Origin of the sequence: Flavobacterium notoginsengisoli (assembly GCF_042686225.1) — a bacterium.
GTDB lineage: Bacteria > Bacteroidota > Bacteroidia > Flavobacteriales > Flavobacteriaceae > Flavobacterium > Flavobacterium notoginsengisoli.
This window is the reverse complement of the sequence record NZ_JBHUOT010000005.1, coordinates 37,243-56,326: the sequence shown is the minus strand read 5'-3', so window position 1 is coordinate 56,326 and position 19,084 is coordinate 37,243. Positions and strand designations below refer to the sequence as shown.

Sequence of the window (19,084 nt, the reverse complement as noted above, 5' to 3'; positions counted from 1 at the left end):
GTACTGCTTGTTTAAGCGCAAAATTCAATACAAAAATTAACAGAATCTGTCATGTCACAAATCGAACCAATATTACAAGAAAATAAAAACCGCTTCGTTATTTTTCCGATTAAACATCATGATATTTGGGAATGGTACAAGAAGATGGAAGCAAGTTTCTGGACTGCCGAAGAAATCGACTTACACCAGGATTTGACAGACTGGAATAATAAGCTAAATGATGATGAAAGATATTTTATCAAACATATTTTAGCTTTCTTCGCAGCTTCTGACGGAATCGTAAATGAAAACCTGGCTGAGAATTTCGTAAACGAAGTTCAATATGCTGAAGCGAAGTTTTTCTATGGTTTCCAAATTATGATGGAGAATATTCACAGTGAAACTTATTCTTTATTAATTGATACTTACGTTAAAGATGAAGCTGAGAAAACAGAGTTATTTAATGCTTTAGAAGTGTTCCCTGCAATTGCTAAAAAAGGAGAATGGGCTTTAAAATGGATCGAGTCTGATTCATTTGCTGAAAGACTTATTGCTTTTGCAGCTGTTGAAGGAATCTTTTTCTCTGGAGCTTTCTGTTCTATTTATTGGTTGAAAAAACGTGGTTTAATGCCAGGTTTGACTTTCTCTAATGAATTGATTTCTCGTGACGAAGGCGTACATTGTGATTTTGCAGTTCACTTACACAATCATCATTTGGTAAACAAAGTACCAAAAGAAAGAATCAAAGAAATTATTGTTGATGCATTGGATATCGAAAGACAGTTTGTGACTGAATCTCTTCCGGTAAGTTTAATTGGTATGAATGCTGGTTTGATGACACAGTATTTAGAGTTTGTTGCTGATAGACTTTTGGTTGAATTAGGATGCGAGCGTGTTTACGGATCAGCAAATCCATTCGATTTCATGGACATGATTTCACTTCAGGGAAAAACTAATTTCTTTGAAAAACGTGTTGCCGAGTATCAAAAATCCGGTGTGATGAACACAGACAGTGATGCTCAGAAAATTTCATTCGATGCAGATTTTTAGACAACAAAAAATACTTTTAGTGTCTGTCTTCTAAAGGCACTGAAAAAAGATTAACAGATTATTTTTAAAGGTTGAATCTCTTTCCCCAAGTCGCAGGTTCAATAGCAATTTTTGACGCATTTAAATTCGATTTTCGAATTTGAAACAAGTAACTATTGAGAATTTGGTAATTCTCTAAAATTAATTTAAAAACACGCAATGTTTAGGTGCTGGAATTCGTTTTCCAGTTACTTTCATTTTTTCAATAACTATAAAAGGTAAGCTTATGTATGTAGTAAAAAGAGATGGCCACAGAGAGCCCGTAATGTTTGATAAGATTACAGAAAGAATCAAAAAATTGTGCTACGGCTTGAATGAGCTTGTAGATCCGGTAAAGGTAGCGATGAGAGTTATCGAAGGATTGTATGACGGAGTTTCGACTTCTGAACTAGATAATCTTGCGGCAGAAACTGCAGCATCTATGACAATTGCTCACCCGGATTATGCACAATTAGCAGCTCGTGTGGCAATTTCAAATTTACACTCTAATACAAAAAAATCTTTTTCGGAAACGATGAAAGATATGTACAACTACGTAAACCCAAGAAACGGTCAGGACGCACCGTTAATTGCTGATGATGTTTACAAAGTGATTCAGGAAAATGCTGCTTTTTTAGATTCTCATATCATTTACACAAGAGATTTTAATTACGATTACTTTGGTTTCAAAACCTTAGAGCGTTCTTATCTTCTTAAAATAAACGGAAAAATCGTGGAGCGTCCGCAGCACATGTTAATGCGTGTTTCTGTTGGTATTCACTTAGACGATTTAAAATCGGTTATTGAAACGTACGATTTAATGTCTAAAAAGTTCTTTACACATGCAACGCCAACGTTGTTCAACGCAGGAACTCCAAAACCGCAAATGTCTTCTTGTTTCCTTTTGGCTATGCAGGATGATAGTATTGATGGTATTTACGATACATTAAAACAAACAGCAAAAATCTCGCAATCAGCGGGAGGAATTGGACTTTCTATTCATAACGTTCGTGCAACTGGATCTTACATTCGCGGTACAAACGGAACTTCAAACGGAATTGTTCCGATGTTGAGAGTTTTTAACGATACGGCTCGTTACGTAGATCAGGGTGGTGGAAAACGTAAAGGAAGTTTTGCGATTTACATCGAAACCTGGCACGCTGATATTTTCGATTTCTTAGATTTGAAGAAAAATACAGGAAAAGAAGAAATGCGTGCAAGAGATTTATTCTTCGCAATGTGGACTTCAGATTTATTCATGAAACGTGTTCAGGAAGATTCTACATGGACTTTAATGTGTCCAAACGAGTGTCCAGGATTATATGATGTTTACGGAGATGAATTCGAGGCATTATATACGGATTATGAATTTAGAGGAAAAGGTAGAAAAACAATCCGTGCTCGTGAATTGTGGGAGAAAATCCTGGAATCTCAAATCGAGACTGGAACGCCATATATGTTGTACAAAGATGCAGCAAACCGTAAGTCGAACCACAAGAATTTAGGAACAATCCGTTCTTCTAACTTGTGTACAGAGATTATGGAGTTTACTTCTAAAGATGAAATTGCAGTTTGTAACTTAGCATCAATCTCATTGCCAATGTTCATTGAAAATGGAGAATTCAACCATGAATCACTTTACAATGTTACAAAACGTGTAACTCGTAACCTGAACAAAGTAATCGACAGAAACTATTATCCAGTAAAAGAAGCTGAAAATTCTAACTTACGCCACCGTCCAGTTGGTTTAGGTGTACAAGGTTTAGCAGATGCTTTCATTATGTTACGTATGCCGTTTACAAGCGATGAAGCTAAAAAGTTAAACCAGGAAATTTTCGAAACTTTATACTTTGCTGCTGTAACTGCTTCTATGGAAATGGCAAAAGAAGAGGGGCCATATTCAACTTTTGAAGGTTCGCCAATGTCACAAGGAGAATTCCAACACAATATGTGGGGAATGAAAGATGAAGAATTATCAGGCCGTTGGGACTGGGCTTCATTAAGAAAAGAAGTTGTAGAGCACGGAGTTCGTAACTCTTTATTGGTTGCGCCAATGCCAACTGCATCAACTTCTCAGATTCTTGGAAACAACGAAGCTTTCGAACCCTATACATCAAACATTTATACTCGTCGTGTATTGTCTGGAGAATTTATCGTAGTAAACAAACATTTACTGGAAGACTTAGTAAAACTAGGTTTATGGAACGAAGATTTGAAACAAGAAATTATGCGTCATAACGGATCTGTTCAAAATATTGATAAGATTCCGCAAGACTTGAAAGATCTTTATAAAACAGTTTGGGAAATGTCGATGAAAGATATTATCGATATGTCTCGTCAAAGAGGATACTTCATTGACCAGTCTCAATCGTTAAACTTGTTCATGCAGGATGCAAACTATTCTAAACTAACATCAATGCACTTCTATGCTTGGCAGTCTGGTTTAAAAACAGGAATGTATTATCTAAGAACAAAAGCGGCTGTAGATGCGATTAAATTCACATTGAACAACGATAAAAAAGAAGAAACAGCTCCATCATTAGTTCAGGAAACTGAAGAAATCAGTGTTGAGGATTACAAAGCAATGCTTTTAAAAGCACAAGCCGCAGATCCTGAAGACTGTGAAATGTGTGGGTCTTAATGATTTTAGAGTTTAGATCTGAGATTTTAGATTTTAATTTGATATATGAAAAGCAGTTATTGTAATGATAGCTGCTTTTTTGTTTATTTGTTGTTAAACGTATTGGGTAATTAATATGAACAAAACTTTAGTCGTAGTCTTCTTTTTGGTTAATTCTGTATTTGCTCAGAAAAGAGATGTTATTTATAGAATCTCTTATGATTCTTATCCTGCAATCGGGTATTCTTATGGTGTCAGTGTCTTGTACCTGCGAGATGATTATAGTTATAGACTTTCAGATCAAAAGTATAATTCCAGAAAAATGGCTAGAAAAAATGTTATAAGAAGTGTAGAAGATCAATATGGGAAATGGAAAATGCTGGAAGATACTTTGATGCTTTATGATAATAGGCAGCAAATGAAGTTTATCAAAGTGAATAATAAAAAAATAGCTTTTTTAATTGATGATATTGAAAGAGCTGATCATTGCTGGAAAAAAGTTAAATATTAATATTCACATGGATTTAAATATTGTTCAGTATAAAAACGAATATTATGAGTTAGCTCAAGAGTATTTGAAGAAAAATGATTTTGTAGAATTGAATATTGTTGAAATTATTCCAAAATCCATTTCGATTTTAATCGACCATGATTTTATTCCAACTCTATGTATTGAAATCAAATTGGAATTTTATAAGAATCAGATAAAGTCAGGTAATTATTTTCTTTATCTAAATGAAAATAAAGAATTCGTAGATGAATTTTTGTACTAAGGAGGTTTAAGAGCTTTTTGTGGATATAGCCCGTGGTTTCAACCACGGGAAACGGATTGTGAAAATAGATTATGGAAATGCATTGTGTTCTCGTGGTTGAAACCACGGGCTATATTTGATTATGGTTGTTCAATATTGTGAAAACAATATCTCCGAAAATTCCCCGTTCTAATTATTACCAAAGACTTTTCAAAACTTAGCACCTCAGAATCTTAGCAACTTAGCCTCTTTTAAAATTAAACCTTTAAAAGAAACTCAAGTCTTATTGTAATAATTTCTGAACAATGAAAAAAAGCAGTCTTTGGTCCTTACGATTAGGTTTTTCAGGAAAACAAACTTCAAAAATTGAAAAACTCGGCTTAGAAAAATTTCTAAAGCAATCTTATAATTCAAAATTTGATACAGCAATTCCAGGCTTTCTTCAAGATCAGCCTAAAACTACTTTAGAGTTGAAACAAATTCGCGAAATAATCAAAACTTCAGATCCCGAAACTAAAAAGGAAATTCAGAAAAAAGAAAATCAAGCTACTGCTGAATTCAAAAAATGGTGGATTGCCAAAATGCGTAATGACGAATTTCCACTTCGTGAAAATATGGTTTGCTTTTGGCACAATCATTTTGTTTCGACTTCGCAAAAAGTAAAAATCAATTACTGGATTTACCAGCACAATATGATTTTGCGCGAAAATGCTTTTGGCAATTTTAAAGAATTAACCAAACAGGTTCTGAAATCAAATGCAATGGTTCGATATCTCGATAATGGCGATAATAAAAAAGGAAAAGTCAACGAAAATCTAAGCCGTGAATTGCTCGAACTATTCACAATCGGAATTGGAAATTATACCGAAAATGATATTAAAAACGGTGCAAAAGCTTTGGCTGGATTTAATATTGGCGATGAAGGTGCTGTTTATAGAAAAAATATTGAAGACAACAGCGATAAAATTTACTTCGGAAAAACCGGAAACTGGAAAGCAGATGATTTAGTAGATATTATTTTCGAACAAAAAAACATTCCATATCTCATTACAAGAAAAATTCTGAAATGGTTTGTATATGATAATCCGCCTGAAGATCTGGTTGTGTATTATGGCGATTATTTCCGAAAGCAAAAGTTTGAAATAGAACCTTTATTGACTAAAATCTTTACGGAAGAATTTAAAAAAGAAAATTCTGGAAATAAAATCAAAAACCCGTTGGTTTATATTTTACAGCTTTGTGACGAACTCCAGATGGAGAATGTTAATGACGCCGCAATTATGGCTTTTGTAAAACAGCAGGGAATGGATTTGTATAATCAGGTAAATGTAAAAGGTTGGGACGGCGGAAATTCCTGGCTGACTTCGCAGATTTATCTTCAAAGAAACAATACAGCCGATTTATTATGCAGTGGAAAAAGTCTCAATCGAAGAGTTTTGAAAACGATGATGAACGGAGTTGAAAAAGAAAAATCGGAATATGAAAAAGTTACGGTAAAAGTCAATTTTGATTCAGAAGGAAATAATAAAACGATTATTTCGGAATTATCAGACCGATTATTATTTACCGTCAGCGATTCGGCTCAGAAAGACATGGAGAATCTTTTGAAATACGATTTTGACCCGAAAGATCCGCATGCTGATTTTGCGGTGATCCGACTTTTTAATTACATCACCAAACTTCCAGAATATCAATTAATCTAAAAAGCAGTAATCATGAACAGAAGAAATTTTCTAACACTGACAGGAACTTTTACAGGTGGATTACTTGTGCTCCCTGATTTCTTACACGCTTTTGGTTCTCAAAACAATTTGATTGTAGGAGAACAATGTGTCGTTTTTGTACAGTTGAATGGCGGAAATGATGGTTTAAATACTTTCATTCCGTACGATGATCCGTTATATTATGATTTACGAACGAAGATTGCTTTAAATAAAGATTTGGTTGTTGGAAAGAATAAAGGAATGGCATTTCATCCTTCGTTAAAAGATTTTGCTCAAATGCAGCAAAATGGAGATTTAACCGTAATTCAAAATGTGGGTTATCCAGAGCCAATTCGTTCGCATTTTAGAAGTCAGGAAATTTGGCAGACGGCAACGGATTCTAATAAATATATAAACGAAGGCTGGCTCGGAAGATTTCTCGATTTGCAATGCAACGGACATCAGGCAACAGCCGGAATTAATTTAGATTCGATTGATAATTTAGCTTTAAAAGGAGTAGAGCCTAATTTTATAACGGTAAAAGATCCGGACCGATTTAAGGTAAAACCAAAAGAAGAAAATGTGACTTTGTCTAAAAATCCACATTTAGATTTTGTTCGAAAGATTGCTAATTCCGTTACAGAAGGTTCAGATGAAATCCAAAAAGCATTAGCAAAATCCAAAACAGAAATCAGTTATCCCAAAACAGAACTATCTAAAAACTTAGAATGGATTGCAAGACTGATAAAAGGGAATCTGAACTCTAAAGTATATTATACGTCTTTGAATGGATTTGATACGCATGATAATCAGCTTGCCATTCATGACCGAAAACTAACAGACTTAAACGATTCTCTTTATAGTTTTTATTCTGATTTAAAAGAAGCACAGTTATTACAGAATGTCACAGTCGTAGTTTTCTCAGAATTCGGAAGACGAGTAAAAGACAACGGAAGCGGAACTGATCACGGAACTGCCGCACCAATGTTTATTATAGGAGGGAATAACAAAGGAACTATTTTAGGAAACAATCCAAATCTAGCTGATCTGGATAACGGAGATTTAAAATACCAAATTGATTTTAGAAGTGTGTATGCTTCTTTATTAAAAGAAAAAATGAACTTCGATTATGCTAAAATTGGGATTATTACTAAACCCGTTTCGGGATTGTTTTGATTGGAAATAGCCACGAATTCACGAATTTTTATTTGAAAATCTGTGTGATTAGATCTAATTTCACAGATATTTGCGCTAATTCGTGAATTCGTGGCGAAAAAAACTTAGTATCTCAGCAGCTTAGAACCTCAGGACCTCATTATAAATATCTCATTTTAAGCCCATATTTTTATATTATCATACAAATCATCCTAAATTTGTTAAGAAATCCTTTTTTGTTTCATAAAATGCAATCTTTTTTTTGGTGCACTAAAAATAATTTATACATTCGCAGAGAATTTACAAAATAACACAAACAAAATGGCAACTAACCGTTTTTATTTTAGCAACAACTTTTATTTCTTCTTTAGTAGAAGTCAGGATTGTGCTATGGTTATTTGAGATAAAAATTAAGACAAATAAAACTAATATACAATCCTGATGCAAATCAGGATTTTTTTTTGACTATATGACAACGAAAATTGCAATACAAGGTATTAAAGGATCATTTCATCATCAGGTTGTAAAGGAGTATTTTTCTGAAAATGTGGATATTGATGAATGCTTGTCTTTTGAAGAATTGATCGACAGCCTTATTGCCGGAAAATCTGATCAGGCCGTAATGGCGATTGAAAATTCGATTGCAGGTCCGATTATTCCAAATTATGCTTTGATTGACAAGAACAATCTGCACATAATTGGAGAGCATTATTTAAACATTCAACAGAATTTAATGGCTTTAAAAGGTCAGAAAATTGAAGACATAAAGGAAGTTCATTCACACCCGATGGCACTTTTGCAGTGTATGGATTTTTTGAAACAATATCCAAATATCAAATTGATTGAGGATAAAGATACAGCCGAAACGGCAAGAAGAATTCAGGAAAAGCAGTTAACAGGAATTGCGGCAATCGCAAGTGTAACAGCTTCTGAAATGTATGATTTGGATATTATTGCGTCATCAATTCAAACGATTAAAAACAATATGACACGTTTCGTAATCATCAAAAAGCAAAATTCATTTTTGCCGGAAAGCGAAATCAATAGAGCGTCTATTAAGTTTGAATTAGATCACAAAAGAGGAAGCTTAGCAGCAGTTTTGAATGTAATGAGTGACTGCAAATTAAATTTGACAAAAATCCAGTCGCTTCCAAAAATTGAAACACCTTGGAAATATTCATTCTTCGTAGATGTGACATTTGAGAAATACGAAGATTTTGCAAAAGCCAAATCGTTATTAAACATCATGGCAGAATATTTTAAAGTCTTGGGAGAATATAAAAATACAAGGCCGTAAGGAAGTTAAGAGTTATTAGTTAAAAGTTAGAAGTTAAAAAAGAAAGCCTAAAGCAATAAAAAAAATGATTACAACAGCAAAACGATTAGACACAGTTGAAGAATACTACTTCTCATCAAAATTAAGAGAAGTTCGTCAGTTGATGTCTGAAGGAAAATCGATCATCAATATGGGAATTGGAAGCCCTGATTTGAGTCCGTCAAAAGCAGTAATTGAAGCAGTCGCTGCGGCAATTCAAGACGAAAACGGGCATGGTTATCAAAGCTATCAGGGATTACCAGAAATGAGACAGGCGATGGCGGATTTTTATAAAGATCAGTTTGGTGTTGAAGTGAATCCGAATAATGAGATTTTACCATTAATGGGTTCGAAAGAAGGAATTATGCACATTTCGCTGGCATTTTTAAATGAAGGCGATCACGTTTTGATTCCGAATCCAGGTTATCCAACTTATACTTCGGTAACCAATTTGGTTCAGGCAGTTCCGGTTTATTATGATTTGAAAGAAGAAAATGGATGGGAACCGGATTTTGAAGCTTTAGAAAAAATGGATCTTTCGAAAGTAAAAATTATGTGGCTGGGTTATCCGCACATGCCAACAGGGGCGAGAGGAAGTTTAGCGTTATTTGAAAAATTGGTGGCTTTTGCTAAAAAACACAATATATTATTGATCAACGACAATCCGTACAGTTTTGTTTTGAATGATAATCCAATGAGTTTGTTGCAGGTTGCAGGTGCGAAAGATGTAGCTTTAGAATTGAATTCGCTAAGTAAAACATTCAACATGGCAGGATGGAGAGTCGGAATGGTTTTAGGAAATCCTGAAATTATCGATTCAGTTCTAAAAGTAAAAAGCAACATGGACAGTGGAATGTATTACGGAATCCAGAAAGGTGCAATCGCAGCGTTGAAATGTGATAAATCCTGGTTCGAAGATCAAAACAAAATTTACAGACGCCGTAGAGAATTAACAGAGAAACTAGCAGAAAAGCTAAACTGTAAAGTATATAAAGAAGGAGTTGGACTTTTTGTTTGGGCAAAACTTCCGGAAGGAATCGAATCAGCAGAGAAGTTCATTGACGAAATATTATATGAGAAACATATTTTCATTACACCGGGAACCATTTTTGGAAGCAACGGCGAAGGATATATCAGATTCTCATTGTGTGTGAAAGAAGAAAAAGTACAAGAAGCGATCGACCGATTTTAGATTTTAGAATGTAGATTTTAGATTTCAGACTTTGCGAACCTTGCGTAAATTCTTTGCTCCCGATAGCTATCGGGATTGGGTTAAATTAAGGTTGGAATTTGGAATTTTAAAATTGGAAATTAAAGAAAAAGTATGAAAGTATACGTAATAGGAATAGGATTAATAGGCGGTTCAATGGTGTTAGACATCAAAGGACGTTATCCTGATGCGACTATTTTAGGAATCGACAGTAATGAACAGCATTTGCAGCAGGCAATTGATTTAGGTGTTATTGACGAAGCGGGAAGTTTTGAAGATTTACAAAAAGCCGATTTTGTAATTGTTTCGGTTCCGGTAGACGTAGCACTGACGCTCCTGCCAAAAGTTCTGGATTTAGTTGGAGATAAAACAATCGTTTTTGAAGTAGGATCGACGAAAAAGCCAATTTGTGAAGCAGTAGCAGATCATCCGAAAAGAAGAAATTTTATTGCTACACACCCAATTGCGGGGACGGAGTTTTCAGGACCTTCGGCAGCAATAAGAGGTTTGTTTCAAGGAAAGACAAACATTATCTGTGAAGTTGAAAAGACTGCTTTTAAATTACAGGAAAAAGCATTAAATCTTTTTACTTCAATTGGAATGAGAATTCGATATATGGATCCCGTTTCGCACGATAAACACATTGCTTATGTTTCGCATTTGTCGCACATCAGTTCGTTTATGCTTGGGAAAACGGTAATGAATAAAGAAAAAGACGAACAGGATATTTTTGATATGGCGGGAAGCGGATTTGAAAGCACCGTTCGTTTGGCCAAAAGTTCACCAGCCATGTGGACGCCCATTTTTAAGCAGAATAAAGAACATGTACTGGAAACTTTAGAAGCCTATATTTCAAATCTCAGTCGGTTTAGAGATTTGTTAAAAGAAGAAGATTACAACGCCATTTTTGAAGAAATGGAAAGCACAAATAAAATTAAAGAGATATTAAACGGATTAACAATTAAAAAGTAAAAACTATAATAAAATGGAAAATAAGAAAGAAATGAGAAAGTGGTTAGAAGATTTCAATTTAAATCACCCACTTGTGATAGCTGGACCTTGTAGTGCAGAAACGGAAGATCAGGTTTTGAAAATCGCTCACGAATTGAAAGATTCAAAAGTAAGCGTATTCAGAGCTGGAATCTGGAAACCAAGAACTCGTCCGGGAGGATTTGAGGGTATTGGAGAAATTGGATTAAAATGGTTGCAAAAAGCAAAAGCTGAAACTGGTTTATTAATGGGAACTGAAGTAGCAACTGCAGCTCACTGTAAATTAGCTTTAGAGTACGATATCGATGTTTTATGGGTTGGAGCACGTACAACGGCAAATCCTTTCGCAGTTCAGGAAATTGCTGATACTTTAAAAGGAACTGATAAAATTGTTTTAGTTAAAAATCCAGTAAACCCGGATTTAGCTTTATGGCTAGGTGGTGTTGAACGTTTACACATGGCTGGAATCGAGAAATTAGGAGTTATCCACAGAGGTTTCTCTACTTACGAAAAAACAAAATACAGAAACATTCCAGAATGGCAGATTGCTATCGAATTACAAAATAAATTCCCTGATTTACCATTAATCATCGATCCATCTCACATTACCGGAGATCGTAAAATGATTTTCGAAGTAACGCAAGAGGCTTTGGATTTGAACTACGATGGTATGATTATCGAAACACACATTGATCCGGACAATGCCTGGTCTGATGCTGCTCAACAAGTAACTCCAGATACTTTGAAACAAATCATTAAAGATTTGACTATCAGAAAAACGGATGATACTACAGATGAGTACAGCCAAAAAATGACTAAACTAAGAGCTAACATTGATGTACTTGATGCTAACTTATTAGAATTGTTAGGAAAACGTATGAAAGTGGCTGACGAAATTGGTCAGGTTAAAAAAGATGCAAACGTTGCGATTCTTCAAAATAACCGTTGGAACGAAATCTTAGGAAAAATGATTCTTGAAGGTGAGAAAAAAGGTCTTACTGAAGAATTCGTTTTAAGAATGTTCAAAGCAATTCACCAGGAAAGTATTGGACACCAAGAGAAAATTTTCAACGCATAATTTTCTTCAAACCATATAAATGATATAAGATAATTTTAACCTGACTTAAAAGTTGTTTTCAAGTTTTGTTATATCACGTATTTAAAATTAGATTGTTTTTTATATTAAATCTCCACTGCTTTCGGGCTTTGGAGATTTTTTTTGATAAATAAGTTTTATCTTCCCAACCTTTTGACGTTTTTTGTTCTCTATAACAATATGAACCTTAATTTTTGTATCATGAAATTAAAATTGTTTTCGTCTGCGCCACGCATTTTTCAAATGAATTGGAATGTTTTGTTTTTCTTTCTGGTTTTTCTTGGAACAAAAACTTTTGCACAAAGTCCTGAACTTACCGTGAAAGGTGAAGAAGCAGAAAAAGTGCGAATGAATAAACTTTTTGTCAATGTAAAAGTGGTTGGCAATATTGCTTATACTACTGCCGAAATGCATTTTTTTAATTCAGGTACAAGACAAATGGAAGCAGAACTTATTTTTCCGTTACCGGAAAATGTTTCAGTTTCGAGATATGCGATTGACATAAACGGAAAATTGCGTGAAGCGGTTCCGGTAAATAAAAATAAAGGGAAACAGGTTTTTGAGGCAATCGAACATCGTCGTGTTGATCCGGGATTATTGGAGAAAGTGGATGGAAATAATTTTAAAACCAGAATTTATCCGTTGCTGCCAAATGGTGAGAGAACCGTTGTTATTGGTTACGAAGAAGAACTTTCGGCTTTTGATAAAGATAATCTTGCGTATCAATTGGTAAGCCGTTTTCCTAAAAAACTAGATCAGTTTGAAATCAATGTTTCGGTTTTAGGAGCTTCGACAGCACCAACTGTTACTGAAAATTCAGGAAACGAAATTATTTTTTCAAAATGGAATCAGGCTTTTCAGGCATCTATTAAAAAAGAAAATTATCAGCCAACAGAAAAAATAGTGTTTAAAATTCCAATACAACAAAATAGTCCAAGTGTTTTGATGCAGGATGCTGGTGGTCAGTATTATTTTTACGGAAATACTTTTATCGAAGGCAACAAAACAGCCAAAAAAGTACCAGCTTCAATTGGTTTAATTTGGGATAATTCTTTAAGCTGTAAAAATCGTGATTTGAAAAAAGAATTAGATTTATTGGATGCTTATTTTCAGAAAATAAAAAATACAAAAGTGACTTTGTACTTTTTGAATTACACTTTTGAGAAACAGCAGGAATATAGTATTTCTGATGGAAATTGGTCCGCTTTAAAAGCTGTTTTAGAAAAAACCAGATACGATGGCGGAACTCGTTATTCGAAATTGAACTTTACTAGTCAGGATGAATATTTGTTTTTTACAGATGGATTATCTTCTTTAAGTGAAAATCTTCTTCCAAAAACTAAAAAACCTGTTTATACTATTACTTCTTCTGTATCGGCTGATTTTTCTTTTCTGAATTTTTCGGCAACGAAAACAGGCGGTAATTTTATCAATTTAAATCAGATAAATGCCGAAACGGCTTTGGATAAATTAACGAATACCAATTTGAAATTTTTAGGAATAAAGGAGAATTTAACCGTAACTGATTTATTTCCGATGGAAGGAACTCCGGTTTCAGGAAATTTTAGCTTTTCAGGAATTTCTTTAAATCCAAAAAATGAAATTACGTTAGTATTTGGCTATGATAGTGAAGCTGTTTTAGAAAAGAAAATTATGCTTGATGTGGCTGTTCAAAATTCTAATGACGTAAATATTGAAAAACTTTGGGCACAGAAAAAAATTGCCAATCTTGAATTACAATATGCTAAGAACACTGATGAAATTGAACTTCTTGGAAAGAAATTCGGTATTGTAACCAAAAATACTTCGCTGATTGTGCTGGAAAATGTAAGAGATTATATTCTGTATGATATTATTCCGCCTGCAGAATTACGTTCTGAATTTGATCAAATAAAAAAACAGGAACAAGATGCTACAGTAGCACAACAAAAAAGTAATTGGGAAAACATAGAAAGTTATTTTAAGGGATTAAATGTTTGGTGGAAAAAAGATATTAAATATAACGGACAAAAAATTATATCTAAACATAAGCCTAAGAATGAGAATGAATCAGGAATAGCTTATGGACGTGAAACGATAAAAGGGAATCCTGATGCGGTATTTACAATTGATGAACCTGTTGGAGCAGGTTCTGTCAGTGTTGTTGTTGAAGATAATGCTGTATATAATACGCCCCCTCCGCCAACTGCACCAAAAGTGGATCAGGTAAAATTTGCTAGACCAGTTGTTGCAAAAGCAGAAGAGGTTACTGAGGATACACCAAAAATTGTTGATATAAAAGATAAAAAAGTTGGTAGTGAAGTAATTGGTCAAAATTCAAATTCTGCCAAATTAGAAGAAGTGGTGGTCGTTGGATACGGAACTCAAAAGAAAAGTGAAGTAGTTGGTGCTGTTACAGATAGTAAATTTATACCTCAAGATTCAGGTATCGATGAAGGTTATTTAACTGGAGATTCAAAAAAGCCTTTACTTATTGTTGATGGTCAGTTTTATGAGGGCGAATTGGCCGATTTAAATTCAGATGATTTTGAATCGGTAGATGTTTTGAAAGATGCTGCCAGAATTTCTGCTTATGGCAGCAGAGGGGCAAATGGAGTTATTATTATAACAACAAAAAAGAAGTCTTCAAATAGTGGTATTGTTCAGACAAAAAGTTGGAATCCGGATCGATTGTATTTAAAAGCATTGGCATCGGCACCAAAAGAAAAACAATACGATTTGTATTTTGAATTAAGAAATGCGCAGGAAAGAAACCCAAGTTTTTATTTTGATGTAGCGCATTTTTTCTACAATCAGGGCGATGTTAAAAAAGCATTGCTAATCATTAGCAATATCGCCGATTTAGGTTTAGAGAATCATCAGCTTTATAAAACGCTGACTTACACTCTGCGTCAATGGAAAGATTATGATGATGCCGTGTTTACTGCAAAACAAGTTGCAAAATGGAGAGAACACGAGCCACAAAGTCTTAGAGATTATGCTTTGGCGCTGGAAGATACAGGGAAATATCAGGAAGCTTTTGATCAATTAATTAAAGCGCTTGAAGTGAATTATTATGGAGAAATGAGCGGTCAGTATGAAGGTGTGGAAGATATTATTTTGATGGATGTTAATCGTATGATAACAGCACATTCTGGCATAAAAACGAATAAGCTTGATAAAAAGTATCTTGCAAAAATGCCGGTTGATATCAGAGTCATTATGAACTGGAACCAAATGGATGTTGATTTGGATTTGCATGTAATTGAACCAACAAATGAAGAATGTTATTACAGCCACACTTCTACAAAAATTGGAGGAAGATTTTCTAAAGATTTTACTGAAGGTTATGGCCCGGAACAATATATAATCAGAAATGCTGTAAAAGGGAAATATCAAATTAAAACCAATTATTTTGGAGAAACTGAATTAACAGAAAATGGTCCGGCAACTTTAATGGTCGAAATTTATATTACCAAAGCAGGAAAAACTTCCAGAACTTTAAAAACAATTCAGTTAGGGAAAATAAAAGAGAATCAAGCTTTAGCAGAGATTATTTGGTAAAGTCTGCAAATTAAGCGGATGTCTTTCAATTTTAAAAGGCGAAATTGCGTTGTTCCATTCTAAAAACGTAATTTTGCCTTTTAAAATTTTTAGTTTTTAAGAGCAATCTAAAATCTAAAATCAGAAATCTAAAATTTGAATGACAGGAACCGTATATAAATCTACAGGAAGCTGGTACACCGTAAAATCTGAAAATGGGGATTTTGTGGAATGCCGTATGAAAGGGAAATTCAGAATAAAAGGTATAAAAAGTACCAATCCAATTGCTGTAGGCGATATTGTCGATTATGAATTAGACGAAACTTCAGACGCTGTTACCGGAACGATTCATAATATTCACGAAAGAAAAAATTATATCGTTCGTAAATCGGTTAATTTGTCAAAGCAGATTCATATAATTGCTTCTAATATTGATCAGGTTTTTTTATTGGTAACCATTGATAATCCGCCAACAACTACAAGTTTTATCGATCGTTTTCTAGTTACTGCTGAAGCATACGGCATTGAAGCTATTCTTATTTTTAATAAAATTGATACACTAAACGATCAGACTTTAGATGATCAGCTTTATTTGCAGCATATTTATTCTGAAATTGGTTATAAATGCCTGCGAATTTCATCAACAGAAAATAAAGGAGTTGATAAGCTTAAAGAAATGATGATTGGAAAAGTCAGTATGTTTTCCGGGCATTCGGGAGTTGGGAAATCAACTTTGGTAAATGCAATGGAACCTAGTCTTCATTTAAAAACTTCTGTAATTTCAGAACAAAGCAAACAAGGGCAGCATACCACTACTTTTGCCGAGATGTATGATTTGTCTTTTGATGCCCGAATTATTGACACGCCTGGAATTAAAGGTTTCGGAATTGTTGATATGGAACCATCCGAAATAAGTGGTTATTTTCCAGAATTCTTTAAATTAAAAGAGCAATGTAAGTTTAACAACTGTTTGCACAAAGAAGAACCCCATTGTGCTATTAAAGCCGCTTTAGAAAGAGATGAAATTGCCTGGTCTCGCTATAATAGTTACCTTAAAATTTTGGAGGGTGACGAGGAACATTACCGTACCGATACTTATGGAGAAGATCGTGCTGCGAGTGATGAAACGCGTAAATAATTATTAATTGTGAATGGTTAATTCTGATTGACCAAAGAGAATTTAATAATTATTATTTCTAAAGAAAAAATCAATAATTAATACTTTCCAATTAAACATTTCTATGAAAGTTGTACTTCAAAGAGTTTCAGAAGCATCAGTTACGGTTGACGGTCAAAAAACAGCCGATATAAAAAAAGGATTATTAGTTTTAGTTGGAATTGAGGAAGCTGATACTCAGGAAGACATTGATTGGCTTGCTGGAAAAATCATAAAAATGAGAATTTTTGGCGACGAAAATGATGTCATGAATTGCTCAGTTCAGGATGTCGATGGTGATATAATTGTAGTAAGCCAATTTACACTTCATGCTTCTACAAAAAAAGGAAACCGTCCTTCTTATATAAAAGCTGCAAAACCGGATTTTGCAATTCCTATGTATGAGAATTTTGTAAAATCAGTAGAAAAAGAGTTTGGAAAGAAAGTACAAACGGGAATTTTTGGTGCTGATATGAAAGTCAATCTTCTAAATGACGGACCAGTTACAATCTTAATAGACAGTAAAAACAAGGAATAAAAAAATTAAACATTTGTTAAGGATTTCTGAAAAAAATATATATTTGAAGAAAATCCTTACTAATGAAAAACCTTTGTTTCACGTTGTTTTTTTTATTTTTTATTGCTAATTCCTTTGCTCAAAAGAACGATTATTCTATCCTTAAAATTTCGGACAGTCTTAAAGAGAATGCAAATGCCGTCATTCGTTTAGATCAAATGGATATTAATATTCTTTCGCAACGAAGTATGAATATTAAAAAACAGAGAATTGTTACGGTTTTAAATCAGAAAGGTCTCAGTGAAATAGATGGTTATGAATTTTATGATAAATCGACAGCAATTAAAAGTATTGAAGCTGTAGTTTATGATGCTTTTGGTAATGAAATCAAAAAGATAAAAAGAAAAGATTTTAAAGATCAAAGTGCGGTAAGTGGTAGTACCCTTTTTTCGGATAATCGTGTTCTTTATTTAAATTATACTCCAGTTTCGTTCCCGTTTACTGTAGCCTACAGTAGCGAAATTGAAACTTCAAACACAGCTTTTATACCAAAATGGTATTTTTTAAGTGGCTATAATGTAAGTGTTGAAAATTGCATTTTAAATGTGTCCTTTCCTAATAATTTAGGTTTTAAAAAGAAAGAGTTTCAGTTAGCAGATTTTAAAATAAAAAAAACAGTTGATACAGCTACAAAACTAAGTTATACAGCAACTAATATTTTAGCACAAAAAGCCGAAGATTATAGTCCGTCTCCGTCAGATCTTTATCCCAAAATTATGATGGGATTGGAGCATTTCCATTTAGAAGGAGTCGATGGCACAGCGACAACCTGGGAAGCTTTTGGGAAATGGTATGGAGATAAGATTCTATCAGGAACTACTGTTTTACCTGAAGAAACGAAAGCCAAAATTAAGGCTTTGGTTGGAGATGAAAAAGATCCTGTAAAGAAGACAAAAATCATATACGATTATGTCCAAAAGAAATCAAGATATGTAAATATAGCTGTAGGTATTGGCGGATGGAAACCCATGCAGGCTTCAGATGTAGATCGTTTGGGCTATGGAGATTGTAAAGCCTTATCCAATTATACAAAAGCACTTTTACAAGTTGTAGACGTTCCTTCTTATAATACCATTTTATATGGAGATCGTTATAAAGCAAATATTCAATCCGATTTTGTTTCGATGCAGGGAAATCATATGATTTTGGCTGTTCCAAATGGAGATAATTATATTTGGCTGGAATGTACGAGTCAGGATGATCCTTTTGGTTATCAGGGAACCTTTACAGATGACAGGGATGTTTTAGTCGTTAAACCTGAAGGAGGAGAAATTGTTCGTACTAAGGTTTATGAGGACAACGGAAATACTCAAACAGGAAAAGGAGTTTATACCATTAATGAAAATGGGGATTTTTCGGGCAATTTAAACATCTCATCGCAAGGAAGTCAATATGCTTCTAAGTCAAGAGTGGAGACTTTACAACCTCATGAAAAAGAACAACACTACAAAGAATATTGGAATAATATCAACAATTTGAAATTAGGGAAAATCATTTTTACGAACGATAAAGAGAATATCTGTTTTGTTGAAAATGTGCAATTATCAGCTTCAAATTATGGAGTGATTTCCGGTAATAAAATGATTTTTACAGTTGATGCTTTTAATCAAAATTCAGAAAATGTAAAACGAATCAGAAATCGTAAAAATCCATTCCAGATTCAGCGTGGTTATTTGGATACAGATGAAATTGAAATCAATCTACCTTCTGGTTTCAGTATTGAATTTCTGCCTCAAAATTATGAGCTGAAAGGTAAATTTGGCGAGTATAAAACCGAAATTATCAAAACTGATTCAAACAAACTGATGTACAAAAGATTTATGTTTTTAAACAAAGGAAAATATTCAAACAAAGAATATGATGAATATCGCCTGTTTATGGAACAGGTTTCAAGAAATGATAACGCCAAAATAATATTAACCAAAAACTGACCAAAAAACT

General features: G+C 33.8%; 14 protein-coding genes. All 14 read left to right on the top strand.

What is annotated here, in order from left to right; translation table 11 throughout:
- Positions 1-51: 51 nt before the first annotated feature.
- The 14 genes from ACFS3A_RS12605 to ACFS3A_RS12540 all read left to right on the top strand — a co-directional run bounded on the left by ACFS3A_RS12605 (position 52) and on the right by ACFS3A_RS12540 (position 19,074).
- Positions 52-1,029, top strand: coding sequence for a ribonucleotide-diphosphate reductase subunit beta (locus ACFS3A_RS12605; protein ID WP_109190762.1), 978 nt, complete (start codon positions 52-54; stop codon positions 1,027-1,029).
- 265 nt (positions 1,030-1,294) lie between these two features.
- Positions 1,295-3,688 carry a ribonucleoside-diphosphate reductase subunit alpha gene (locus tag ACFS3A_RS12600; protein WP_379825907.1) on the top strand — a complete coding sequence of 798 codons (2,394 nt, stop codon included), beginning with the start codon at positions 1,295-1,297 and terminating at the stop codon, positions 3,686-3,688.
- Positions 3,689-3,803: 115 nt separating this feature from the next.
- Positions 3,804-4,178, top strand: a complete 375-nt coding sequence (locus ACFS3A_RS12595; protein WP_379825906.1) for a hypothetical protein — start codon at positions 3,804-3,806, stop codon at positions 4,176-4,178.
- 7 nt (positions 4,179-4,185) lie between these two features.
- Positions 4,186-4,440, top strand: coding sequence for a hypothetical protein (locus tag ACFS3A_RS12590; protein ID WP_379825905.1), 255 nt, complete (start codon positions 4,186-4,188; stop codon positions 4,438-4,440).
- Positions 4,441-4,724: 284 nt separating this feature from the next.
- Positions 4,725-6,122 carry a DUF1800 domain-containing protein gene (locus ACFS3A_RS12585; protein ID WP_379825904.1) on the top strand — a complete coding sequence of 466 codons (1,398 nt, stop codon included), beginning with the start codon at positions 4,725-4,727 and terminating at the stop codon, positions 6,120-6,122.
- 12 nt (positions 6,123-6,134) lie between these two features.
- The gene (locus ACFS3A_RS12580; RefSeq protein WP_379825903.1) at positions 6,135-7,298 is read left to right on the top strand and encodes a DUF1501 domain-containing protein; all 1,164 of its coding nucleotides are present in this window, start codon (positions 6,135-6,137) and stop codon (positions 7,296-7,298) included.
- A 448-nt stretch (positions 7,299-7,746) separates the two neighbouring features.
- Positions 7,747-8,574 carry a prephenate dehydratase gene (locus ACFS3A_RS12575; RefSeq protein WP_379825902.1) on the top strand — a complete coding sequence of 276 codons (828 nt, stop codon included), beginning with the start codon at positions 7,747-7,749 and terminating at the stop codon, positions 8,572-8,574.
- Positions 8,575-8,638: 64 nt separating this feature from the next.
- On the top strand, positions 8,639-9,784 hold the full coding sequence (locus tag ACFS3A_RS12570) for a pyridoxal phosphate-dependent aminotransferase (protein WP_379825900.1): 1,146 nt from the start codon (positions 8,639-8,641) through the stop codon (positions 9,782-9,784).
- Between the two features lie 132 nt (positions 9,785-9,916).
- Positions 9,917-10,774 carry a prephenate dehydrogenase gene (locus ACFS3A_RS12565; protein ID WP_379825899.1) on the top strand — a complete coding sequence of 286 codons (858 nt, stop codon included), beginning with the start codon at positions 9,917-9,919 and terminating at the stop codon, positions 10,772-10,774.
- Positions 10,775-10,787: 13 nt separating this feature from the next.
- A complete protein-coding gene (locus tag ACFS3A_RS12560) occupies positions 10,788-11,870 on the top strand; it encodes a bifunctional 3-deoxy-7-phosphoheptulonate synthase/chorismate mutase type II (protein WP_144217355.1) in 1,083 nt (360 codons plus the stop codon).
- Positions 11,871-12,089: 219 nt separating this feature from the next.
- Positions 12,090-15,431, top strand: coding sequence for a VIT domain-containing protein (locus tag ACFS3A_RS12555; protein ID WP_379825897.1), 3,342 nt, complete (start codon positions 12,090-12,092; stop codon positions 15,429-15,431).
- Between the two features lie 139 nt (positions 15,432-15,570).
- Positions 15,571-16,548, top strand: a complete 978-nt coding sequence (gene rsgA / locus ACFS3A_RS12550) for a ribosome small subunit-dependent GTPase A (RefSeq protein ID WP_379825896.1) — start codon at positions 15,571-15,573, stop codon at positions 16,546-16,548.
- A 103-nt stretch (positions 16,549-16,651) separates the two neighbouring features.
- Complete coding sequence (dtd, locus tag ACFS3A_RS12545; RefSeq protein ID WP_379825895.1) at positions 16,652-17,104, top strand: D-aminoacyl-tRNA deacylase; 453 nt, start codon at positions 16,652-16,654, stop codon at positions 17,102-17,104.
- A 62-nt stretch (positions 17,105-17,166) separates the two neighbouring features.
- Positions 17,167-19,074, top strand: coding sequence for a DUF3857 domain-containing protein (locus ACFS3A_RS12540; protein ID WP_379825894.1), 1,908 nt, complete (start codon positions 17,167-17,169; stop codon positions 19,072-19,074).
- The last annotated feature ends 10 nt before the right edge of the window (positions 19,075-19,084 follow it).